At 39.8% G+C, this 21,314-nt stretch carries 25 protein-coding genes and 1 pseudogene; 10 read left to right on the top strand and 16 right to left on the bottom strand.

What is annotated here, in order from left to right; translation table 11 throughout:
• The first annotated feature begins 322 nt into the window (after positions 1-322).
• A complete protein-coding gene (locus AC2JBO_RS29695) occupies positions 323-2,428 on the top strand; it encodes a M3 family metallopeptidase (protein ID WP_496957227.1) in 2,106 nt (701 codons plus the stop codon).
• On the opposite strand, the gene AC2JBO_RS29690 is transcribed toward AC2JBO_RS29695, so the two are convergent.
• Together AC2JBO_RS29690 and AC2JBO_RS29685 are read right to left on the bottom strand one after the other, a co-directional pair.
• On the bottom strand, positions 2,393-2,725 hold the full coding sequence (locus AC2JBO_RS29690; RefSeq protein WP_496957226.1) for a hypothetical protein: 333 nt from the start codon (positions 2,723-2,725) through the stop codon (positions 2,393-2,395). The two genes, AC2JBO_RS29695 and AC2JBO_RS29690, sit on opposite strands and share 36 nt — an antisense overlap.
• A gap of 35 nt (positions 2,726-2,760) precedes the next feature.
• On the bottom strand, positions 2,761-2,961 hold the full coding sequence (locus AC2JBO_RS29685; RefSeq protein ID WP_496957225.1) for a BrnT family toxin: 201 nt from the start codon (positions 2,959-2,961) through the stop codon (positions 2,761-2,763).
• Positions 2,962-3,932: 971 nt separating this feature from the next.
• Here AC2JBO_RS29685 and AC2JBO_RS29680 point away from each other — a divergent pair.
• Positions 3,933-4,820, top strand: a complete 888-nt coding sequence (locus AC2JBO_RS29680; RefSeq protein WP_496957224.1) for a universal stress protein — start codon at positions 3,933-3,935, stop codon at positions 4,818-4,820.
• A gap of 84 nt (positions 4,821-4,904) precedes the next feature.
• Here AC2JBO_RS29680 and psbM read toward each other — a convergent pair whose 3' ends face one another.
• The 5 genes from psbM to AC2JBO_RS29655 form a co-directional block, all read right to left on the bottom strand.
• On the bottom strand, positions 4,905-5,021 hold the full coding sequence (psbM, locus tag AC2JBO_RS29675) for a photosystem II reaction center protein PsbM (protein WP_496957223.1): 117 nt from the start codon (positions 5,019-5,021) through the stop codon (positions 4,905-4,907).
• 78 nt (positions 5,022-5,099) lie between these two features.
• Positions 5,100-5,396, bottom strand: coding sequence for a 2Fe-2S iron-sulfur cluster-binding protein (locus tag AC2JBO_RS29670; RefSeq protein WP_496957222.1), 297 nt, complete (start codon positions 5,394-5,396; stop codon positions 5,100-5,102).
• Between the two features lie 221 nt (positions 5,397-5,617).
• Positions 5,618-5,755, bottom strand: a complete 138-nt coding sequence (locus tag AC2JBO_RS29665) for a photosystem II reaction center protein K (protein WP_496957221.1) — start codon at positions 5,753-5,755, stop codon at positions 5,618-5,620.
• Positions 5,756-5,869: 114 nt separating this feature from the next.
• Positions 5,870-7,003: a tRNA guanosine(34) transglycosylase Tgt gene (gene tgt, locus AC2JBO_RS29660; RefSeq protein ID WP_496957220.1), complete on the bottom strand. Its 1,134-nt coding sequence runs from the start codon at positions 7,001-7,003 to the stop codon at positions 5,870-5,872.
• A 95-nt stretch (positions 7,004-7,098) separates the two neighbouring features.
• Entirely contained in the window at positions 7,099-7,551 is a 453-nt protein-coding gene (locus AC2JBO_RS29655; RefSeq protein ID WP_496957219.1) for a hypothetical protein, read from the bottom strand.
• 387 nt (positions 7,552-7,938) lie between these two features.
• Between AC2JBO_RS29655 and cobS the strand changes: the two genes are divergently transcribed.
• Positions 7,939-8,718, top strand: coding sequence for an adenosylcobinamide-GDP ribazoletransferase (gene cobS / locus AC2JBO_RS29650; protein ID WP_496957218.1), 780 nt, complete (start codon positions 7,939-7,941; stop codon positions 8,716-8,718).
• An 81-nt stretch (positions 8,719-8,799) separates the two neighbouring features.
• Here cobS and AC2JBO_RS29645 read toward each other — a convergent pair whose 3' ends face one another.
• From AC2JBO_RS29645 to AC2JBO_RS29630, 4 genes and pseudogenes are all read right to left on the bottom strand, one after another.
• A complete protein-coding gene (locus AC2JBO_RS29645) occupies positions 8,800-9,255 on the bottom strand; it encodes a PPC domain-containing protein (protein ID WP_496957229.1) in 456 nt (151 codons plus the stop codon).
• Between the two features lie 61 nt (positions 9,256-9,316).
• Positions 9,317-9,988, bottom strand: a complete 672-nt coding sequence (locus AC2JBO_RS29640) for a ComF family protein (protein WP_496957217.1) — start codon at positions 9,986-9,988, stop codon at positions 9,317-9,319.
• A 6-nt stretch (positions 9,989-9,994) separates the two neighbouring features.
• Positions 9,995-10,225: pseudogene (locus AC2JBO_RS29635) on the bottom strand (GNAT family N-acetyltransferase); the annotation flags it as partial.
• A gap of 40 nt (positions 10,226-10,265) precedes the next feature.
• Positions 10,266-10,862, bottom strand: coding sequence for a MiaE family protein (locus AC2JBO_RS29630; RefSeq protein WP_496957216.1), 597 nt, complete (start codon positions 10,860-10,862; stop codon positions 10,266-10,268).
• A gap of 307 nt (positions 10,863-11,169) precedes the next feature.
• Here AC2JBO_RS29630 and AC2JBO_RS29625 point away from each other — a divergent pair, with 307 nt between their 5' ends.
• The 4 genes from AC2JBO_RS29625 to AC2JBO_RS29610 all read left to right on the top strand — a co-directional run bounded on the left by AC2JBO_RS29625 (position 11,170) and on the right by AC2JBO_RS29610 (position 14,074).
• Positions 11,170-11,919, top strand: a complete 750-nt coding sequence (locus AC2JBO_RS29625) for a hypothetical protein (RefSeq protein ID WP_496957215.1) — start codon at positions 11,170-11,172, stop codon at positions 11,917-11,919.
• Between the two features lie 11 nt (positions 11,920-11,930).
• On the top strand, positions 11,931-12,725 hold the full coding sequence (locus AC2JBO_RS29620; protein ID WP_496957214.1) for a Nif3-like dinuclear metal center hexameric protein: 795 nt from the start codon (positions 11,931-11,933) through the stop codon (positions 12,723-12,725).
• Between the two features lie 240 nt (positions 12,726-12,965).
• Positions 12,966-13,175 (top strand): hypothetical protein, encoded by a 210-nt coding sequence (locus AC2JBO_RS29615; RefSeq protein ID WP_496957213.1) that lies wholly within the window; start codon positions 12,966-12,968, stop codon positions 13,173-13,175.
• A 587-nt stretch (positions 13,176-13,762) separates the two neighbouring features.
• Positions 13,763-14,074 (top strand): DUF6679 family protein, encoded by a 312-nt coding sequence (locus AC2JBO_RS29610; protein ID WP_496957212.1) that lies wholly within the window; start codon positions 13,763-13,765, stop codon positions 14,072-14,074.
• Between the two features lie 253 nt (positions 14,075-14,327).
• Here AC2JBO_RS29610 and AC2JBO_RS29605 read toward each other — a convergent pair whose 3' ends face one another.
• From AC2JBO_RS29605 to AC2JBO_RS29595, 3 genes are all read right to left on the bottom strand, one after another.
• Positions 14,328-16,004: an MBL fold metallo-hydrolase gene (locus tag AC2JBO_RS29605; protein ID WP_496957211.1), complete on the bottom strand. Its 1,677-nt coding sequence runs from the start codon at positions 16,002-16,004 to the stop codon at positions 14,328-14,330.
• An 85-nt stretch (positions 16,005-16,089) separates the two neighbouring features.
• A complete protein-coding gene (locus tag AC2JBO_RS29600; protein ID WP_496957210.1) occupies positions 16,090-16,212 on the bottom strand; it encodes a DUF8629 family protein in 123 nt (40 codons plus the stop codon).
• A gap of 278 nt (positions 16,213-16,490) precedes the next feature.
• On the bottom strand, positions 16,491-17,723 hold the full coding sequence (locus tag AC2JBO_RS29595; RefSeq protein ID WP_496957209.1) for an acetate kinase: 1,233 nt from the start codon (positions 17,721-17,723) through the stop codon (positions 16,491-16,493).
• A 108-nt stretch (positions 17,724-17,831) separates the two neighbouring features.
• Here AC2JBO_RS29595 and AC2JBO_RS29590 point away from each other — a divergent pair, with 108 nt between their 5' ends.
• Positions 17,832-18,188 carry a hypothetical protein gene (locus AC2JBO_RS29590; protein ID WP_496957208.1) on the top strand — a complete coding sequence of 119 codons (357 nt, stop codon included), beginning with the start codon at positions 17,832-17,834 and terminating at the stop codon, positions 18,186-18,188.
• Positions 18,189-18,392: 204 nt separating this feature from the next.
• A complete protein-coding gene (locus AC2JBO_RS29585) occupies positions 18,393-18,671 on the top strand; it encodes a hypothetical protein (RefSeq protein ID WP_496957207.1) in 279 nt (92 codons plus the stop codon).
• A gap of 19 nt (positions 18,672-18,690) precedes the next feature.
• Here AC2JBO_RS29585 and AC2JBO_RS29580 read toward each other — a convergent pair whose 3' ends face one another.
• Both AC2JBO_RS29580 and AC2JBO_RS29575 read right to left on the bottom strand, forming a co-directional pair.
• Complete coding sequence (locus tag AC2JBO_RS29580) at positions 18,691-19,566, bottom strand: M56 family metallopeptidase (RefSeq protein ID WP_496957206.1); 876 nt, start codon at positions 19,564-19,566, stop codon at positions 18,691-18,693.
• Positions 19,566-19,988, bottom strand: a complete 423-nt coding sequence (locus AC2JBO_RS29575) for a BlaI/MecI/CopY family transcriptional regulator (protein WP_496957228.1) — start codon at positions 19,986-19,988, stop codon at positions 19,566-19,568. The genes AC2JBO_RS29580 and AC2JBO_RS29575 overlap by 1 nt, the downstream gene beginning before the upstream one ends.
• A gap of 417 nt (positions 19,989-20,405) precedes the next feature.
• On the opposite strand from AC2JBO_RS29575, the gene AC2JBO_RS29570 reads away from it, so the two are divergent.
• On the top strand, positions 20,406-21,143 hold the full coding sequence (locus tag AC2JBO_RS29570; protein WP_496957205.1) for a 2-phosphosulfolactate phosphatase family protein: 738 nt from the start codon (positions 20,406-20,408) through the stop codon (positions 21,141-21,143).
• The last annotated feature ends 171 nt before the right edge of the window (positions 21,144-21,314 follow it).

The following is a 21,314-nucleotide window of genomic DNA, read 5'->3' as shown; positions in this document are numbered from 1 at the left end:
AATGGTGAAATCAGAATTATAAAGTTTGTTAAATTCTTCTTCAATCTTTAACCCATAAAGCGGTTTTTCGGCTAAAGATTTTAATAGAAGCATGTCTATTTTGTTTAGTTTCTTACTCATTCGGTGTCTTAATAAATATCGCTCAGTAATACATAATAGCAGTGCTGATATTCTGCACAGGCGAGGACGCCTATGCTACAACCATCCGTTACATCCGTTACATGGGTTGCCAGGTTCGGCTATCTGGTAGTTATAAAATCCGCCATAATCGCTACATTATAAGAATAATCAATTTTTACAGGCTTAGTCTCACACAATTTCTATGAGTACAGCAACTATATCGAGTAATCCTTTATTAAAAGGTTCCGGTTTACCTCCATTTGAGGAAATTAAACCAGAACATGTAGTACCAGCGGTAACTAAGTTGATAACCGAACTGGATGCGGAACTTACTAAGCTGGAAAGTAACGTACAGCCAACTTGGAGCGGTTTAGTTGAACCATTGGAAAAAATTTCCGAACGTCTTTACTGGACTTGGGGTGCCGTAAGTCATCTTATGGGTGTAAAAAATAGTAATGAGTTGCGCGAAGCTTATGAGACAGTTCAACCAAAAGTAGTACAGTTTTCTAACAAATTAAGCCAAAGTCAACCTGTTTACAACGCTTTTAAATCTCTACGTAACAGTGATACATGGGCAACGCTTGAACCTGCCCAAAAGCGTATTGTTGACTCTGCTATTCGTGACGCTGAACTATCGGGTATTGGTTTGGAAGCAGAAGCGCGCGAACGTTTCAATGCTATTCAAATGGAGTTAGCGGAACTTTCGACGAAGTTTTCTAACCATGTGCTTGATGCGACTAAAGCTTTTAGTTTGAAGTTGACAAGCAAAGACGAAATACAAGGTTTACCACCAAGTTTAGTAAGTCTTGCTGCCCAAGCTGCGCGCGCTGCGGGAGAAGAAAATGCTACACCAGAAAATGGCCCTTGGGTAATTACGCTTGATTTTCCAAGCTATAGTCCATTTTTACAGCATAGTACTCGTCGTGATTTACGTGAAAAAGTATATAAAGCGTCTTTAACACGCGCGTCAAGAGGTGAGTTAGATAATAATCCTCTTATTGAGCGTATTTTAGAATTACGTCAAGAACTTGCACATTTACTTGGTTATAAGAATTATGCCGAGGTTAGCTTAAAGAGCAAAATGGCGCCAAGCGTTGAAGCTGTACAAAAATTACTCGAAGAACTACGAGCAGCTTCTTATGATGCAGCAGTAAAAGAATTAGAAGAATTAAAACAGTTTGCAGCATCAAAAGGTGCCGCAGAAGCATCAGACTTTAAACACTGGGATATTAGTTTTTGGGCAGAACGTCAGCGCGAAGCTAAATTTGATTTTACAGCAGAAGAACTGCGCCCTTACTTCCCACTACCTCAAGTTCTCGATGGTTTGTTTGGGTTAGTACAAAGATTGTTTGGTGTAACTGTTACTCCTGTTGATGGACAAGCACCCGTTTGGCATCCTGATGTTCGCTACTTCCAAATAGCTGATGATACAGGTTCCCCTATTGCGTACTTCTATCTTGACCCATACAGTCGTCCTGCTGAAAAACGTGGTGGCGCCTGGATGGATACTTGTATTAACCGGGCAAAGATAACCCAAAATGGTACAAGCACAACTCGTTTACCTGTAGCGTATTTGGTATGTAACCAAACTCCACCTATTGATGGTCAACCCAGCTTAATGACATTCAATGAAGTCGAAACTTTATTCCACGAGTTTGGACACGGTTTACACCACATGCTTACAAAAGTAGATTATGTTAGTGCAGCAGGTATCAATAACGTTGAATGGGATGCCGTTGAATTACCCAGCCAATTTATGGAAAACTGGTGTTACGAGCGTCCAACACTATTTGGCATGGCAAAGCATTACGAAACAGGCGAAACATTACCTGAACATTACTACCAAAAACTACTCGCCGCCAAAAACTACATGAGCGGTACAGCAACATTGCGCCAAGTCCACTTTAGCTTAGTAGACTTAGAACTTCACAACAGCTATCAGCCTGGTGGTGAAGAAAAAGCCAAAGACCTACGTGCGCGTCTTGCCAAAACAACCACTATTATTCCACCCTTACCAGAAGACGCATTCTTATGTGCTTTCGGTCACATCTTCGCAGGTGGATATGCGTCAGGTTACTACAGCTACAAATGGGCAGAAGTATTAAGCGCAGATGCCTTTGCCGCATTTGAAGAAGCAGGTCTAGAAAACGAAGAAGCAGTAAAAGATACAGGAAAACGCTACCGCGAAACCGTACTAGCACTAGGTGGAAGCAAACACCCAATGGAAGTCTTCAAAAACTTCCGAGGACGCGAACCAAGCACCGAACCTCTATTACGTCATAACGGGTTGGCGCCAGCAGCAGCCTAAAAACCTCAAACTCAAAGCACAAAATCTTCTGTAAAATCTTGTGGAACGGGCATCCTTGCCCGTCTCAGCTATAAAATACTTTATTATGTTGGAACTGACGCAAGCAATTTTAGCAAGAAGCCTTAGTGCCTCGTTTACTGATGCTGAATCACGAAAAACTTCTGCCACATCTGGGTCAAGAATTATAACATTACTTGACTGTGTAAAAGCTTGGTAGTACTTTCCTCGAACACCACCCGAAAAATCATACTCTGTACGCATTTCATCATTAATTTCTTGCTCATTCTCCTGACTCATAATTTCTTTTCTCCTGTCGAGTTGCTGGGCGAGCGCTAATCAGTATGCGATACTACCAGAAGGCGATACATCATCGATTGACCAATTGTTAGAAAACGTAACTCGCCGATTGAGTGGTCAGGATCGTCTATTGTAATTGCTAGCGGGTCTGCGAAAACTGTTACGGCTTCCTCAAAAGATACACCGTGTTTTTTTTCATTGGATACTGCTTTTTCAGGATTCCACTGAAACTTCATAGAAAAATTGTACTTTATAGACAGTTTACCGTAAAAGCATTGTTTAGGTATAGGCTCTACTTATAAATGATTAGCAAGACTTGAGGGTAACATGACCTCAACAATTCAAAATTTTGAATTCGAGCGAAGCGAGTGACCGTCTTTTCAACCAGTAAAGTGGCGATACGTAACAATTACCATCACACTAATTGTGAAATATGGGTGCCAGTATTTAATATTGGGCGCCGTTTGATTACATGAATAAGGCAATTAATTATTATTTTTTATGCTCTCTTTCTTGTTTCCTTTGTCTTTCCTCTAAACGAAGTTGACTCCAACAGTGTATATCACATCCAATATTAGTTATAGATTCAGCATTATTTTTATTTATATAATTCCTACCTGCGTTGTAAATATCCCTTTTTGGATAAACTTGAGCATCTCCGTTATCTTCAACTAGTTGGCTTTAATCGAGCGATACGTACCGTATTGTTAATTAATTTTAATATGAAATTAACTTAATGAGTTTATAGAAAAGTTAACATTTGCACAACAGAAAGCTAGAAAAGTATTACTATTTTTTTACAAAAATTAATTAATTTGTATTTTGTCTGTGCAAATTGCAACAAATTTTATAATATTGATTAATTAAAATCTACAAATATAGATTAAAACTAATAGCCTAGATAACGATTGTTAAACTTATTATTAGAAAATAATAGAGTATACTCAAAGGTAAGTAGATAAACATAATCGAACAAGAGATGCATAACAGCTTGTAAATAGTACATTTATAAGGCACTATTTGCTCCTGTGATTTCAGTCGTTTATCTGCTTCTACCCAAACAAAATAAACAATAATTCTGCGTAAATAAACATATAAGGGAAACACGTATTAATCAGCAGTCAATAATGCTTTGGCTGTAGATTGATAGTGTCTATTTACGCAAAAATGCTGATTACCACCCAAACTCTGAACCTGAACAAATAAGATGATAGAAAAAATATTGCTAGCTGTCTCTGGACTAGGACATGCAGAAGAAATGCTCAAAACTTTCGCTGACCTGCCAGCTGCAAAGCGCGCCTCGGTTACTATACTGCATGTAGTACCTCCGCAAACAAACGCAACGACAATGACGGCAAAGTGGGAAGAAGGAGGCAAAATATTAGCGAATGCAATTCAATACCTAAATTTAGACCCTAGTCGCGTTTCTTCGATTTTACGTCAAGGAGAACCAAAAGACGTAGTTTGTCAAGTAGCAGATGAAATCGAAGCAGACTTGATTATTATGGGTTCGCGCGGACTAAAACGGTTACAGTCAATTTTGTCGAACTCCGTTAGCCAATACGTTTTCCAATTATCGTCTCGTCCAATGCTACTCGTCAAAGATGACATTTATGTCAAAAAACTTAACCGAATTATGGTAGCAATGGACGGTTCGGATTCTGCTAAACATTGTTTGAAGTTAGCTTTGTTCCTAATTCAAGATGTCAAAGGAGCAGAACTATTGCTTGCCAATGTTAATACCGAATGGATAAACAAACAAGGTAAAGCTGAAGTAAACCCAGCCGACAACCCTGTTTTGGCAGCAGCACTTGCTGAAGCCAAGAAATATGGTGTGCAAGCTCGTTGTGTTTTAAGTAGCGGTAGTTCGGGACAGGATGCAATTGTTTCTAGTAGGGGTCGAGCTGGACAAGAAATTTGTCGCTTGGCAGAAGAAAATAATGTTGACCTGCTATTAATTGGTTCACCCGACCGTCGTCCCTCTATCGCTAAGAGCTTTGTTGACTTAGACCGCTTATTAGGCGCCTCACTTTCAGATTATGTTCGTGTTAACGCTACATGTCCCGTGTTACTCGCGCGTACACAAGCAGCATAAGAACGTTTGATTTGAAGGTGCGTTTCAACAAAAACCCCACACGAACAATATGTGGGGTTCCATGATTTTATACCAAATTTATTATTAAGAACCTTTTCCACCTTCACGGCTAGCGGTAACGGTGTAAAGAAGAATCAAAAAGATTGCAGGAACAAATACGAACAAAATAGTCGCAACAAACCCCAAATCATTAGTTTGCATAGTAGTGAAGCCTCTCTGTGTAATCCAGCCAACAACTTTAGGATACCACTAACTACACTAGTGGAGGTAAAAAATCTCTCAAGGCTTCGTTACAATACTAACTGGACCATTGACCAGAGTTTGACAAGCAAGGCGGTAATTTTCTGGCTTTTTCTTGAGAATACGATTTTCTGCGTCTGTGCGAGGTGAAAGATTGGATATTCCTTCGGTAATTTCGACAATACATGTACCGCATTGCCCATAACCACCGCAATTCATCATTTTCCCCCACATCTTATATATATCTATTCCATTTTGCATCGCCAAAAGCCTCATGTTGGCACCGTTTGCTGCTATGACTTCTTTGCTCTCCTTAACGAAATTCATGTTGCCCATTATTTTTTACCTCACAAACCGTCTAATTTAATTACAAACTACAAACAACTTACTTTGTTACCTAATTATATGCATTATATTAAGCTTTATTAAATTTTGTTAATTTATATTAAATTTCCAGATTCCCACTTCTTTAAGAAGTCGGGAATCTGAAAAAAATAAGACAGGCGAATAATTCACCTGCCTAGATATTAGTTAATCACGAGTTAATCACGAATCAATTACCGAAAACCGACTGCTGCTTGCCAAACAAAGGCTAAAAGTAAGAAGAACACAGGGATAATTGGTAGAACATCTACCAACGGGTCGAAAATCTGATATGCTTCTGGCAGTTTTGCCAACAACAATGTAGCTTCCATGTTAATTAAATCCACCTATCCAAACACAGCTTTAATATTTGAGATGTATCTTAACATGCAATTAGTGTCAGAGTGCTGAATGCTGAGTGCCGAGTTTACAAAACTTAAGAATCTTCAAGTGCTGAGTGTTGAGTTTTGATTAGTTGTATCTAGCCATTGGGCGAAGTCGGTGGCAAAAGTACCGTTTATTATACTTTGGCGGATTTTTTGAGTAAAGCGGATAAGTTCGGTGATGTTGTGGATGGATAACAGTGTGTAGGCAAGAATTTCTTGAGAACGTACTAAATGTGATATGTAAGCACGGCTGAAATTTTGACACGTGTAACAAGGACAAGTTTCGTCTAAAGGAGTAAAATCTTCACGAAACTTTGAATTCTTTAAGTTCCAGCGCTCACCTTGTACCATTGCTGTTCCATGACGTGCCCAGCGCGTAGGTATTACACAATCAAATAAATCTATACCTGATGCAATAGCAACCGCCATTTCCTGATATGTTCCAACTCCCATCAAGTAACGGGGTTTATTGTAAGGTAATAGCGGTGCCGTTGCTTGAACAATTTGGTGTATAAGTTCGGGTGGTTCTCCAACACTGACACCACCAATTGCATAACCTGGTAAATCAAATCCTGCTAAATTAGATGCAGCAGCCGCGCGCATATCTAAATACACTCCACCCTGAACTATACCAAACAGCGCTTGGTCACTACGCTGATGTGCAGCAATACAACGCTCTAACCAACGGTATGTTCGTGCGGTTGCTAGTTCGACTTCTGCGCGAGTTGCTGGATAAGGTGGACACTCATCAAACGCCATTATCACATCGGCGCCTAAAGTATTTTGAATTTCGATAGACTTTTCAGGTGTTAGCTTGATAATTTGACCATCGTGAGGCGAACGAAAAGTTACACCCTCTTCAGTTATTTTTCGCATTTCGCTTAAACTGAAAACTTGAAAGCCACCAGAATCAGTCAGCATCGGACGATTCCAACCCATGAATTTATGCAGCCCCCCACCACCTGCTACAATCGCTTCTCCAGGCTGAAGGTGTAAATGATACGTGTTAGATAACACCATTTGCGCTCCAGTGTCCTGAAGCTGTGCTGGAGTCATGGTTTTTACATTAGCGAGCGTTCCAACCGGCATAAATCTTGGTGTTTCAACAACACCATGCGGAGTGTGAAATACACCTGCTCGCGCACTCGTGTGATTGCACTGTGCAATACACTCGAAACAAAAGTTAGCAGTCAAAATAAAATTAACCTTTATAAAAGCTATTGAGCCAGACAAAGGTTATTTTAAGGGAATTTTTAATCTGTATTAAAAAAATGTAATGTATTACTTCCTCAAAACATATCAGAGCTATCGTCATCAAATTCCGCATCCCAACGCGCGGAAAGTACCTGCTCCATCATTGCTTCAATCGCGGTTACATTCATATTGCGGTCACGTCGTTCCTGTAAAGGAGTGGAGAGAGGAATCAAACGTAGGCGCCATCCTTCTTGTACTAAGTCAAAATGAGTTTCCTTCTCAGGGGTTTGTTTGAGTTCCAAATAGTCGAAACTGCAAACATTCAGATACAGCGCTTGGTTTGCTACCAAGGTTGAACGCTGCGAGTTGGCAAATACTTCCAGAACATCCCCCTCACCCTCGCTATGCACATGCCCATCCAAAATATAGACATAGCGAACACGCCCTAAATCGATTAGCAGTCGTCGCATATCCAACTTGTTGACAATCACGCCTGTGTTTATTATGCACGGGGCTGGTATTTTAGTATCAGGTAGATGATGAGTCATAGTAGAACAGTTAATGCTAGAAGATTATTTACAACAACGCTAACTAAAAAAATGTTACAGCTTTGTTGACCCCCTGCATTTTAATTATTATCAATATTAATTTGTTAAATGTAGGGTTTTCACCTAATAAATTGTAATTTATTATTAGCCGAAATCGGTAACACAAAACTGTCAGCTACTTAGCATTCGCTAAATAAAAGTGTTTTTTTATACTTGTATCCATTTAGATAACTATGGGATTAGCATAACAAAATTTTTTGACTGGAGTTCCTTTGAGGCGCCAATCTTATCAAAAGCTTTAAAAAAACTATTGATACCCATGTATAAACTAAACGCTTGCTTGTTCATCTGTTCAAAATTACCAACAACATTATAAATGTAACTAATATGACAACGATTTGGCATTGGTGGAAAGGCTTATTGTTAAGTTTCTTATCGAGTGTTTTATTTTATACTTCCGTACAGTTGCCACATATAGAAGGATTAACTTTCACAGAAGTCGCGCGGTTTGCTCCAGCAGTGGGTTTGATAATTGGTGCAATTCTAACACTGTTGGAAATTAGTTTGAGTTGGATAGGTATACCAACGCTAACGCGCAGCGTGCTAGTTATAGCAGCTTGGGTTTGGATTACAGGAGGATTACATTTAGATGGTGCAATGGATACAGCCGATGGTTTAGCCGTGACAAACCCAGAACGACGATTAGAAGTAATGGCAGATAGTGCAACAGGCGCCTTTGGAGCAATGGCTGCTTGCCTAATTATATTTCTGAAAGCAGCAGCACTCAACGACATTGAGAAACCTTGGTTTGTAATTATTGCCGCATGTGGTTGGGGACGTTGGGCACAAGTACTGGCTATTTTGCGTTACCCGTATTTAAAGCCCACAGGAAAAGGTGCTTTTCATAAAGAAGCGATACGTGTGCCATTGGATTTACTGCCGGGACTACTATTACTTTTAGGAGTAAGTATCCTTCAAGTTGTAATCAACCCCCAAAATCTCATATGTGTATCATTTTCTGTACTATTAGGTATCATACTGTCCATAATTGTAGGCGCCTGGTTTAACCATAAATTGGGTGGACACACAGGCGATACTTATGGCGCCGTCGTTGAGTGGACAGAAGCACTGTTTCTATGCACTATGACTTTAATGAGTGCTGAGTAGAAAGTGCTGAGTGCTGAGTTAAGTTAGGAGTTAGCACTCAGCACTCAGCACTCAGCACTCAGCACTCAGCACTCAGCACTCTTATTTGACTGGCTGTAATCGCGTGACTTTTAATTTGAATGCACCAACTCCGGTTTCTCCAAACGAACGGACGCGAACAATGTAGCTTCCGGTTTCGTTAATTCGGGTAAATAATAAGGAGTTACTGCTGCCATCCGGACCATCATCGTTTTCTGCTACAGTAGTTCCGTTGGGACCAAGTAAGGTAATAATGCTGTCAAAACTGTCGGAATTGAGGTCTACTGCTAAATTTTCCCCCTTTTTTAGCTTCACCGTGTAATCACGCGCGAAGCCACCCTGACCTGTAGGGATATCTCTTTCGGTTAATGAATCTGTGACTTCGTATGTTGATGGCAAGGGTAAAGGATTATACACTTTATTGACTTGAGCAAAACTTGCGGTTGTACTTATTCCAACAGCCAGTATAGTGGTAGGAATAATAGCTAGTTGCCTTAAAACCGCTGAAGTTTCAATAATTTTTTCCACAATAAGCAAGTATATATTTTTGTTAATTATAGTTTTTCCCTGCCTGAGTTGCCTAGGAATTTTCTGATTTATTATATTTAGTTGGTGCGGCTGTTACTGCAACACCGATAACTTCTATTCCAGCTTGATTCAGTGTTTTTACTGCTTCAAGAGTAGTGGCGCCTGTTGTGTAGATATCATCAATAATTAGTACTTGTGTTTTAATGTGGTGTGGATTTTTGACGGCTAAGGCGCCGCTCAAGCTTTTTTGACGTTCGTATTGAGATAACTCATGCAGTGCTTGAGTATCTTGTATTCGTTGCAGTCCATGTTGGAGTTTGAAACCAGTAACATTACAGAACCCTTGAGCAATTCGCTCTGCTTGGTTAAAACCCCGGTTTTTTAATTTATTTGGGTGAAGGGGTATGGGAATAACTATTAATTTTTGGAATTGGGTTTGTATTGGTGAGTTTGTTTGCCACTGCTGTCCTAACCACTGACCAAGAAGAAGTCCAATGTCTGGGTTTTTTTCGTACTTCATTACTGCAATAGTTCGTTTGAGAATACCACCATAGGCGCCCCAAGCATAAACGGGTAAGGGTTGTTTCCACAAAACACAAGAATCATTAAACTGACATTTTTGTAGTTGTTTTATACAGTTCGGGCAAATTTGACTTGATGTCGGACGCGCGCAAAGTGGACAGTTCGACTTCAAAAACAAATTAAGGAAATTTTTGACCAACACACTCTCCTAACTCCTAAATTCGCACGTGCGGTGCGCTGTTTCAACTCCTGTTGCTGCTTCATAACCATTAGATTCGTATAGCTTTACAACTTCAACGAGAATGCTGGCGGTTTCTATCCAAATTTGCTCAAAACCGTGCGACGCTATAGTTTCTTCTAGCTGTTGTAACAAATATTTTCCTATTCCAAATCCGCGAATTTGCGGTAATAAATACATTTTTCTGATTTCGACACGTCGAGACGCGATTAATCACGTCTGTACACAGAGAAGAGGGTTTTCAACTATGAATTCTTGGTTCTGGGTGCAAGGTGGCTAGTAATTCACTTTCTACTACTGCTAATTCATCGAGTCGCTGCATTACAACTTCACGGTCAAAGTAAGTATCGGCTAGCACCCAGTACATACCAAAGTGTCTTGCTTCTGAAGCCATTAAACCTTTGTAAAACTTCGCTAGTTCAGGTTCTGGGCAATGTGTGGCCAATAAGCCTAAACGTTCATGGCTGCGTGCTTCTATTAACCCTGTTACAAGTAGTGAATCTAAAAATCTATGTGGTTCATTAGGACGTACTTGCGCTTTTAACCCCGCTCCATAAGGTGGTGGTGGTAGAGGCGCCAAAGGAATGTTTCGCCGTTCTAGCCACTGGTTCACTAGCTCAAAGTGTTCTAGCTCTTCTTGGGCAATTTTCGTTAGTTCTCTTACCATCTTTGTATTTGACGGGTAGCGAAACATAAAGTTTAAGGCTACACCCGCCGCTTTTCGCTCGCAGTGCGAGTGGTCGAGTAACACAATGTCGAGGTTGGCTATAGCTTGTTCAACCCAGTCTTGACTTGTAGGTTGCTTGAGAGCATTGATTGTTGTAAGCACTGTTGACATCCTAGAATCTGTGGTATTTGAACTGCACGACTGTTTATATTGTGGCGCCTGGGAATCCTACCACAACTAAGTATATTTGCTTATATATTTTTTTGAAATATAGTTGATTGCAACAAATAGAAATAGATTTATAAGAATGTTCACATAGTTTTATTTAATTTTAAATTATGATAATTTTTGAAGCATATTAATGCGTTATTAGTACAAACAATTTTATATTTTGGTGTGTAGTGAAAAATAACCTCTCTACTTCAGTATCAGGAAAATCCAAAATCCTCAAATCCTAAAATAAATCATTCAAAACCCTATGATAAAGCAAAATTTAGTATCGTCTTATAACTTTGAAATACTTGACAAAAATATTACTCAACATGGAATTACACCTTTGTCATTAAATCCTCATAAAAAGTTAGCTACGAGTTTTCGAGATATTGGAAATATTGTAGCAGAAAGAACCGACGATACTGATTTGATGGAATGTATATTTAATGCCCTTAACTGTATACTTGGCGCCCAATTAAGGCATTTTCCAGAAAATATATTCTGGGATTTTGATTTCATGATATGTAGTATGCTCGAACAAGCTTTGAACTATAAAGAAGGAGCAATAACATTTTTGGAAATTTTTACTAATAAAATTGTAGAGCTAATGTCCATGTTTGGATGCGAGCGCGAAATACGTTTTCCTTATGTGCATGATTTAACATATGGTTTTGAATGGGCACGCTGGGTACAAAAAGACCCAGTAAATAGAATTAATATTCAACCTTTTAATCCAATTTTTTTGGATTATTTACATAGTAAAGGTAAAGAATTATTACATCGAATTAGTCTGGATGACACACGTTACCATCAAATCGACGCGCACAGCTACCGCAACCCTTTCCGTTTTTCACGTGACCCTCAAAACGAGCATAGGTTACTAACGCATCTGGCTAAATATCAGCTGATACCTGTAACTGCATGGAATTGGGACGCTACTACTATATGGGATAAACCTTTTGACCAACTTCGTGAACAGGTATCGTTAAAATTGTTTGATGGAAAACGAGGATAAGAAAGGCAATAATGAAAATTTTAGAATTAATTAACTGGTTTGAAGCTTGGGCAAACCCAGCTTGGCAAGAAAAATGGGATAACTGTGGTTGGCAAGTTGAACCAGGGGTGTTACACGAAACTGCAAATGTACTCGTTTGTTTAACACCGACTTTAGCTGTTATGCAAGAAGCTATTGCTTTACGTGAGGCACTCACTGGAGTCAATTTAATTTTTGCCCACCACCCTTTAATTTTTCACCCTTCCAAGTCGCTACGTGCTGGAGATGCAGTTGGCGAGATGGTACGTTTGGCATTTATCAATAATATAGGTATCTACTCAGCCCACACCAACTTCGACCAAGTTGAGGATGGCACTGCTGATGTTTTAGCGCAAATTCTTGAACTGAAAGAAACTACTCCCATAGTGCCAACTCAGAACGGTTTGGGATATGGGCGAGTCGGGAGTATAGCACCAACATCATTAAATGAACTACTCGCGCTCATCCAAGCTCGGCTTTCACCCCCAAATTTAATGTACTCACCTGCCAAGTTAGACCAAACCATAGAACGGGTTGCTGTTTTGGGAGGTTCCGGCGCCAGTTTTATTTCAGATGTTGCCCGTACTGGCGCCGAAGCTTATTTGACTTCGGACTGCAAGTTTCATGCTTTTCAAGAAAGTCGCGACCACAAAGTCATTTTAATTGATGCCGGACATTACGCTACTGAGCGTCCTGCTTGTAATCGTTTAGTGCAAAAATTTGAGCTAGCTGGCGTTCCTTCACTCTTAAGCCAGCTTGATGAGGATTTTCGCTTGTTTTCCCGATAAAATACCTCATTTATTTTACGTGTTAATACTTGACAAAAAGTATTTTAAATTACATGCACTTTTGTTTACTAAAGCGATTATTACGAGTGTAATATTTTTAGAACGATGCTTATACTCAAACAGCTACCTGGGGAATGTATGTGATTTTAATCACTAATGTTAACTGACTCATATCAACTTAAAACAGATAAAAGTATTCCACAGTAGAGATAATTAATCTTTCCGGTTGATGTGTCAAATATGATTCGTGCCTTAGTAGAGTCTGCTTTCCAGACAGGATATTTAAGTGTTGAATCCGAAGGTCTTCTCCACCAAGTGATAGCCACAAGAAGTTATCAACCCGAAGACCTAAAAGCTTTGGTTAAATTAAGTGAAGCTGTGTTAGCGGGTCAAGTGAAGCAAGAAGCATCGTCAAATTTGTTGCTTGAATTGATTAGACAGTTACGGTAGTCCAAGATATATCTAATTTATTTATAGTTGTTTCAAATTAGTCGCTCTTATGCTTATAGGTATACGCATTCTTAACGTTTCTTTAACAAAAAAACGACTCAACTCTGAAAACTGTTGTATTTATGTTGCTCAAAATCATTTAGGACAGCTTGAGAATGAGCTAAGATCAAATACATAGGGGTGTGAACCAAAGATAATCCCCAGAGTTCCCAACGATGCCTAAAACTACAAGTCGGCAACTCACGCAACCGCAATTAGCTCTAATTATAGAGTATAATTTATTACGTAACACAAGTAAGGACTCGCCAGTGATGATTAATCTGGTAAGAAAAAATCCTGACTTATATGATTTTTACGAGGTAGATATTCTAACTCTTATACCCGGTTTAAAGATAAGCAAGCTTTCGCGCCGTCTGTGAATGCATTAAATTGTCCAAAACCGTCAAAACAAACAAGTCATTAACTTGACTCAAGTAAAAGCCCTTTTGATATGTCAGTCTTTCGGACATCAAAACGGTGCTATTCAGTAGGGTTAATACCCAGATTTAGAAAAATTTAAACTTCGTTTAAAAAGGCAGAAGCATTAAATGCTACACCGCAAGATTTATCAATTGTGCTGCGATGGGCGTGAGGTTTGTGTTTTCTTGCGTGATCAGCAACGCTGGATAGAGCGTGCCCGCATTATAGACATTGAGGGAGATTTAGTTACCCTGAGATATGAAACAGATGAAGAAGACGAAGTTTGCTCTTGGGAAGAAATGGTTCGACTTGAGAGTATAGGTGCTGTAACACAAAAATTGTCTTCTGTACCTCGTGGCAATGTTGAGCCACTTATAACAGAAGACTGTCCGGAAGCAGAGCGCATCCGCAACCGTTACACCGACTCAAATCCAGAATAAATTCTACTTCAAACCCGCTCTTTATGAGTTTCCGTTGTAAAAAGCGTTTCCTTCAGATTTTCATTCTTTAAACCTCCATTCATTTCAGTTCCAATTTAAAGCAAAACTCGCAATCGCAGTAGTAACCCCTCTCTATCTCTATAGTGAGGGGTTATATTTTTTGCAACGGATACAACGGATGGTTAATTTTGAATCAATTAAGTCTTGTTTGTAATTAAGAAATTATCCGTTACATCCGTAGTATCCGTTGCAATTAATCCGAGCGTTCTTTGTTCAAACTTTCAAACGCGGGACAATAACCTTCAAGCGTGACTCGAAAGTTATATAGTGGTGAAGCGGTATTCCAACATCGTCCACCTCTTTGGTGACGACAGGTTCCACAGCAGTCTACATCATGCCAAATAAATTTATCGTTATTTTGACTTAACAACTCTCGCTGCGATATACCTCTAAGTACCAACTCTTCACCTTGCCATCGCGCTTCAATCAATCCTGTATCGGCAAACTGGCGCCAACGTGGGTCTGCGGTGACTGCATCAGGTAATGTAATAGATACTACTGAATTTAGCTCCGTAAGCTCACCTTCATAGTTAGTTTCCGGCGGAGCAGGTTGTAAAAACGTATCGCCAATAGGTAGGTTAACTAATACACCAGCGATGGGTGAATGTACGTGGTAACGGTTTTGTAATTCTTCAAGACTTGTCAAGTCAGCCAGATAAGTCGGTGAACCGTGGACGAATATGACGTGTTGCGGTCGGAGATTATGAATTAATTGTGTTGTACCTGGGCCATCACTGTGTTGAGCAAGAAGATAATTTTCGACGTTTACAAGTCGTGCTAGCTGATTGCTAATTTGTATATCAACTTTTTCAGGCGCCATAATTAGCCAAGGGCCTGTATCAAGCTGGCAGTATTCGTTAATATCAACTTGATAAGAATCAGTTAAAACGATACAAGAAGACTTACCGACAATTGAACGTGAGGCAGGATGCAAGCGTCGAACTCTCGGACGGACTCGCTCATCCCAAAATAACGGTTGATGTCGAGCAAAATTTTGGACAGACGGAGGTAGATGTGGTAAAAGTTCAAGGTAAGCATCACAACCAACAGCAACCGTGTCATCTACCCAGATATCCAAGTCACGTCCAGTAAAATGATGATGACTACGAAGCAGCATTAACATTTCTTGCCCTAAACCAAGAGCAGAAGTCAACATTAATACAGAATAACCATCTGCAACTGCACGGTTAACTCGTTCTGCCAGTTGGTTTTCTTGGTTACGACGGTGCGAATGACGCGCGGTGCCATACGAACCTTCAATAATCAAAACATCCAACTCTAGCCCTCGCAATTCTTCTAAACGCAAACCCTCAACTAAACGGGAGTTAGATAAGAAAAAGTCACCCGTGTATAAAAGTTTGTAAGTGCGCTGTGGTGTTGTGTAAGTAAGTAGAGTCGCGACGGCGCCGGGTAAATGACCAGCAGGAAATAACTCAGCAACTAAACCATCTTTAAGTTCAATAGGAGTACGCAACGGCAAAGCTTGACAAAAAACTAAATTTTCTTTGTCTTCACGTTCCAACCAATTAAGAGGAAGCAGTTTGCTCGTTACCTCACTTGCGTAAATAGGTAACAGTGGGAATGTTTCGTGTAGTTTTAATAAACCTCTCGCATGGTCGGAGTGAGCATGACTAACGACAGCAAAATCCGCTGGTACTGGTGAACTGCCTGGACGTGCGGATTTTTTTAACCCCTTAACTAAAGAGGAAATATCACTAAGTCCACAGTCAAGCAAAATGCGATGTTGTCCTAACCGTAATAACAGACAAACACCTTCACCGTCATGGTGAACACCATACGGTACGCACTCTAATTCACATATCGGTTCCCCAGTATCATACTGGGAGGATACCGAAATGCGGTCGCTCATCCTTTCCCTCCCATTACTGATGTAGAGACGCGACATGTCGCGTCTTTTAATGTCGCGTCTTTAATATCGCGTCTTCACAACTGATTTAATGTGCAGACCCATTACCGTGATAATTGTCCGAATCATAAAATCCATTCTTAGTGCCAAAGAATAGACAAGCGAAAGTGAAGACAACAGTTAATCCGACTAAAATTAGCTTTACGGTCATTTGTTTTGTATCCTTTTTGCTTAGTAGGTTTTGAGTTTTATAAGAAACCCTGGTAAAAGTTTTATGACTTGAAAATCTTAACTAATCTTTACTATTGTTATATCGATTAAGCAATAAGTTAACTTACCGCTTCGCAGTTCAGATTGTAGAACTTTTCTGCTCATGTGTCCATCTACCGATGTAACAAAAATTATCGGCATTATGACTTATGCACATAGAATCCATAAACTAAGTTTCTCATAATTATATTTACATTTATTTAGACTTGTTGATAATACTTAACTTTTATTTAAGGTACTATGATTCCAGCATTCACAAGCGATTTGCCAATCTTCTTGTGTGTGTATTACCAAAACCCGGACTTTACTTGATGGAAGAGCGATATCGATATCAATTGGTTTACTTTGGTTAAGAGTGGAGTCTATCTGCAAACCCAAGAAACCAAAAGCTTCACAGACATCTAAACGCACGTCTGGAGAATTTTCGCCAACCCCAGCAGTAAATACCAATACATTTATACCCTGTAAGCTAGCGAGCATGGCGCCGATATAGTATCTGATGCGGTGTATGTAAATGTCGTATGCTAACTGTGCTGACTCATGACCTTCGGATATAGCATCGCGAATTTGCCGCATATCAGCGGAAACACCAGAAACTCCGAGTAAACCAGAGGATTTATTCAGAATTTTATCAAGCTCTGCTGCCGTGTAATTGTGTTTTTGCATTAGATGTATAAGTACACCTGGGTCAACAGCACCAGAACGACTCCCCATCATCAAGCCATCAAGAGGTGTAAAACCCATTGTTGTATCGATACTGCGTCCATTTTGAATCGCTGCGAGCGAGCAACCGTTACCAAGATGACAGTTAATTATCCGGAGTAAGCTCAAGTCTTTACCGAGAATTTTTGCCGCACGTTGTGTACAGTATTGATGGCTAATACCATGAAAACCATAGCGACGAATACCTTGGGATACCCATTCTTTTGGAACTGGAAATATCGCCGCAGCATCAGGCATATTACTATGAAATGATGTATCAAATACTGCAACTTGTGGGACATCGCCCAAATATCTTTGAATCGCTTCAATACCTTCTAAACTAGCTGGATTGTGAGATGGCGCCAAACTAACAAGAGATTTGATAGTGTCTATAACAGACTGCGTAATTAGTACACTTTGTTTGTATTCTTGACCACCATGTACAACTCGATGCCCAACTATATCTATTTCTGATAAGTCGTTTATAACCTTGGTGGAGCCTTGAGACATAGTATCAAGCACGTGAGTAATAATTTCAGGACGCGATAACTTTGATATATTTTCCTTAACTTCCGCTTCAAGAGTCTTTATTTCGATTTCAACCAATGAATCAACCGACGAATCCTGATGAGTCCAGTCAACTTTTGCTTCCCAAATAGGTCTAGGTGCAGATGCTGGGATATCAGCTTCTATTTCGTATAAGCAACTTTTCTGACTGCTCGAACCTGCATTTAATACTAGTATTTTCATATTACTGCTAGTCAAGACCACAAATTGTATCTATGTGTAAAGCTACATTGCTACTTTCACAAACATAATTGCTAGACTATCTGCTGGAATCATATAGCAGCGTAGAAAATGAAGCGTGTCAGTAAAGCCTCATTGATTTTAATCTTAATGTTTTCTTTAGTTTGTTCCCCAGTATTGGCATTGAATAGAAATGATACAATACCTACTATCAGTAAATTCAATGGGAATGAGTTTTTTAAGGCGAATACTCAAGGGGTGTTGATTGCCCAGAACAAGAAAAAAGGGATTTTAGAACGATTTGGGTTTAAGCCCAAAGACCGCAAACCCAAACAAAAACAAAAAGTGCAGCAAAAACAAAAGCGTAAGGGTTTTCTGAGTAGATTTAGATTAAACCCAAATAAAACTCAAAAGCCAAAGAACCAGAAACGCGGTTTTCTACAACGCTTTGGCTTTGGCAAAACGTAAATCCTGTTTTTTATCTATAAACTTAAAGTTTCTTGAAAAATTGCATAAAAATCTCGGAACATCCTCTATAGAAATAAATAGAGGCTTTATTCTACATCAGGTCTATAAAGAACTATTGAGTAAGTATTTAAACTTACATCGTTCACCTATGTCACCCTCTATGTAACCAAACCAACTTAAAACTCTATAAATAGGGAAATAGATATGAACTCCTCTGACACACCTATTAACAACAATCAAGACGTTTCCATGACTTCTGCAACACCCCAGCACACTGAAGTGGCGCCGACAGTAAGAATGACTCAAACAATACAGTCACTAACAGTATGTGATTATTTGGGAGGGTTAGCAGTTATGTTGATATTTCTCGCAATTACGCGGATGATAACGCAAGTCGTTATGAAGCGCAAATCAAAGAAATGCTCAGATGTAGAATTTCTCGAACGCATTTGGAAAATGGATGCTTCCAAAATCAATCACTAGCTGATTTGATCAAGAGTAGTTACTGGTGAAACAACACAGTCATCATTGGTAGCAGTGCGAACAAAAACAGATACCAATATTGTGAACTAAATTGTGTTGGTTGTGCATCAGATTCCGTTTGGTTGAGTAAAGCTTCAATACGCTGTTCTAAACGTTTACCGTGACTTGATGAACCTAAAGCTGCACAAAATACTTCGCCCTTTACTTTGGCTATTTCTAACGGCGCCTGTCTTGAAACAACGAATAACAAAGACTCAGCAAGTAGTAGGTTGTCAACTCTGGAAGCGGCGTAAGCATCGGCACGCAGTTCGCGTAATATGAGTAGTTCTTCCCATAGAACCTTTGTATTGGGCAACCAAGAAGTACATTCGCGCATCCAACCAAGCCAGAAAAACCAAAATGTATCGTGGTAATGATAATGTCCTTGCTCGTGAGCAAGAACTGTTTCTAAATGAGGAAATGAAAGACTTTCCAATAAACCTTTACTAATGACAAGCTCGGATTTCCAAAAACCGATTTGTCCGGCAAAAAGTGCTTGTGTATCGAGAATTTTGACTGTTTGATTTCCAATTTCAGCTTGAGGACACGCACTTATAGAGTGTATATATTGCCACCCGTTATACGTTAATTTTGCAAATAAAAAGCTGAAAAAACCCAGACTAGTAACAGCCAAAGCGTAGCTCAAACAACCTGTTTGCCAAATACCCATTCGACCTTGAGGACCCATGCACAAAAGTGCAACAACGGTTGTAAAAATTAGTAAAGGTGGAAAAAGAAACTTTAATAGTGTTTGGCGCCAGTGAACTCGGATATTAGTAGATGTAGATATTGAAGTTGCAGTGCGTCGTATTAACCAAGCGGTTATCAATGATGTGAGAATGATTATTAGATGCATTATGATTGTTCCTCTCTTGCTGTGCGTGCATCCTGTATGCGTTTGGCAATAGCTTGAATTTGGTCGCTACTTGCTTGATCAAGGCTATCAGCAAAAGCTGCAATCACATCAGGGTTGCCAATTGCTAAAAATCGCTGTAGCTGTTCGTGTGCTTTAATTACTTCTGCCTGTTGTTTTGTGAGTAACGGGCGCCAGTAGAACGCGCGTCCACACTTGTCGCACTTGAGCCATCCTTTGTCAGTGAGACGACGCAGCACGGTAGTCACAGAAGTATAGGCCAGTTCTCGGTTAGGGTCAGCCAAGATACGGTCATGTACATCTTTAACGGTAACGGAATCGAGTTCCCAAACAATATTTAATATTTCCGCTTCCAGTGGACCAACTGAAAGCTGTTTAGGACGATACTCAGGTAAAGGCGCCATAGGATTTTGGATTTTGGATTTTGGATTTTGAATTTTGGATTTTAGCGAATAGGATTTTACAAGCATACTGCACTCCCTATAACTCGCTTTGGTGCGTGAAGGCTACCAGACTTGCTTTGTATTCAAAATTTTGGTAGCCTTCACGCACCCTACGCACTCCTATACATACTATTTAAAATTACAATAAATTGAATCAAATTTACCTCAAACACATACGGTGTATATTTCTGCTTTTTCTAGCTTATACGACAGTAAGCCCAAAGGTAGTTACAGGAGGCACAAGCGGAGATAAGGTAGATAAATGAGTAACACAAAAACAATATAAATTGTTTCAGGTGCTGCGATTCTAGTTGATTGCATCAATTAGCTTAGAATGTTCAGAGCGACAATAAATATAAAATCAGGTCTATACAGAGCGTGAAGCTATTTGTTTATCACACTCCGGAACAAACTCCTAACCGCGAAGTACCCGAGTGTGCCATCGCAGTTGACGTATTAAGGGCAACAAGCACTATTGCCACAGTTTTAGCGGCTGGAGGCGAAGCTGTGCAAGTGTTTAGTGATTTAGATAAATTAATGCAAGAGAGTGAAAACTGGCACCCCGATAAACGGCTACGCGCCGGCGAAAGAGGTGGCGCCAGAGTTCCTGGGTTCGATCTAGGCAACTCTCCCCTCGACTGTACTCCTGAGTTAGTACATGGAAAGCGTTTATTTATCAGTACCACCAATGGAACTCGAACTTTACAAAGAATTCAAGATGCTGGTGCTGTAATCGCAGCAGCACTAATCAACCGTGCAGCGGTAGTAAAGTATGTGGTGGAAAAAGAACCAGATAATGTTTGGATAGTTGGTTCAGGTTGGGAAGGAAGTTATTCACTTGAAGATACTGTATGTGCAGGCGCCATTGCCCATAGTGTTTGCCAGCACACTAACCAATCTATAGACCAAATAGCAGGTAATGATGAAGTAATAAGCGCAATTTCGCTATATTCCCAGTGGCAAGAAAACCTTTTAGGGTTATTAAATCATGCCAGTCACGGACAGCGCTTATTGCGTCTTGATGGTCACGAAGACCTTAAATACTGTTCTCAAACAGATATTTTAGATGTCTTACCTATGCAGCATGAACCTGGAGTCTTAAAAAAACACAATTAATTATTTAGAAGTAAAAATTTTTAGAAACCGGATTTAGTAGTGTAAATCCGGTTTTTTTGTTTAAAATAAACTCTTGTAAAATCCAAACTCTTGTGGAATGGGCATCCTTGCCATTAGCGTCAAGTTAAGCTAAAACCTACTACGTCACCTCCAATTCGCAATTCGCAGTTC

This window comes from Calothrix sp. CBUCES-K 9914 (genome assembly GCF_059640475.1).
The sequence above is the reverse complement of the archived record's forward strand: the minus strand, read 5'-3'. Positions and strand labels throughout refer to the sequence as shown.

What these genes read in the sequence shown, in the direction of transcription:
- AC2JBO_RS29695 (WP_496957227.1), top strand. Translation starts at nt 323, where the DNA reads ATGAGTACAGCAACTATATCGAGTAATCCTTTATTAAAAGGTTCCGGT.
- AC2JBO_RS29690 (WP_496957226.1), bottom strand. Translation starts at nt 2,725, where the DNA reads ATGAGTCAGGAGAATGAGCAAGAAATTAATGATGAAATGCGTACAGAG.
- AC2JBO_RS29685 (WP_496957225.1), bottom strand. Translation starts at nt 2,961, where the DNA reads ATGAAGTTTCAGTGGAATCCTGAAAAAGCAGTATCCAATGAAAAAAAA.
- AC2JBO_RS29680 (WP_496957224.1), top strand. Translation starts at nt 3,933, where the DNA reads ATGATAGAAAAAATATTGCTAGCTGTCTCTGGACTAGGACATGCAGAA.
- psbM (WP_496957223.1), bottom strand. Translation starts at nt 5,021, where the DNA reads ATGCAAACTAATGATTTGGGGTTTGTTGCGACTATTTTGTTCGTATTT.
- AC2JBO_RS29670 (WP_496957222.1), bottom strand. Translation starts at nt 5,396, where the DNA reads ATGGGCAACATGAATTTCGTTAAGGAGAGCAAAGAAGTCATAGCAGCA.
- AC2JBO_RS29665 (WP_496957221.1), bottom strand. Translation starts at nt 5,755, where the DNA reads ATGGAAGCTACATTGTTGTTGGCAAAACTGCCAGAAGCATATCAGATT.
- AC2JBO_RS29655 (WP_496957219.1), bottom strand. Translation starts at nt 7,551, where the DNA reads ATGACTCATCATCTACCTGATACTAAAATACCAGCCCCGTGCATAATA.
- cobS (WP_496957218.1), top strand. Translation starts at nt 7,939, where the DNA reads ATGACAACGATTTGGCATTGGTGGAAAGGCTTATTGTTAAGTTTCTTA.
- AC2JBO_RS29630 (WP_496957216.1), bottom strand. Translation starts at nt 10,862, where the DNA reads ATGTCAACAGTGCTTACAACAATCAATGCTCTCAAGCAACCTACAAGT.
- AC2JBO_RS29625 (WP_496957215.1), top strand. Translation starts at nt 11,170, where the DNA reads ATGATAAAGCAAAATTTAGTATCGTCTTATAACTTTGAAATACTTGAC.
- AC2JBO_RS29620 (WP_496957214.1), top strand. Translation starts at nt 11,931, where the DNA reads ATGAAAATTTTAGAATTAATTAACTGGTTTGAAGCTTGGGCAAACCCA.
- AC2JBO_RS29615 (WP_496957213.1), top strand. Translation starts at nt 12,966, where the DNA reads ATGATTCGTGCCTTAGTAGAGTCTGCTTTCCAGACAGGATATTTAAGT.
- AC2JBO_RS29610 (WP_496957212.1), top strand. Translation starts at nt 13,763, where the DNA reads ATGCTACACCGCAAGATTTATCAATTGTGCTGCGATGGGCGTGAGGTT.
- AC2JBO_RS29605 (WP_496957211.1), bottom strand. Translation starts at nt 16,004, where the DNA reads ATGAGCGACCGCATTTCGGTATCCTCCCAGTATGATACTGGGGAACCG.
- AC2JBO_RS29600 (WP_496957210.1), bottom strand. Translation starts at nt 16,212, where the DNA reads ATGACCGTAAAGCTAATTTTAGTCGGATTAACTGTTGTCTTCACTTTC.
- AC2JBO_RS29595 (WP_496957209.1), bottom strand. Translation starts at nt 17,723, where the DNA reads ATGAAAATACTAGTATTAAATGCAGGTTCGAGCAGTCAGAAAAGTTGC.
- AC2JBO_RS29590 (WP_496957208.1), top strand. Translation starts at nt 17,832, where the DNA reads ATGAAGCGTGTCAGTAAAGCCTCATTGATTTTAATCTTAATGTTTTCT.
- AC2JBO_RS29585 (WP_496957207.1), top strand. Translation starts at nt 18,393, where the DNA reads ATGAACTCCTCTGACACACCTATTAACAACAATCAAGACGTTTCCATG.
- AC2JBO_RS29580 (WP_496957206.1), bottom strand. Translation starts at nt 19,566, where the DNA reads ATGCATCTAATAATCATTCTCACATCATTGATAACCGCTTGGTTAATA.
- AC2JBO_RS29575 (WP_496957228.1), bottom strand. Translation starts at nt 19,988, where the DNA reads ATGGCGCCTTTACCTGAGTATCGTCCTAAACAGCTTTCAGTTGGTCCA.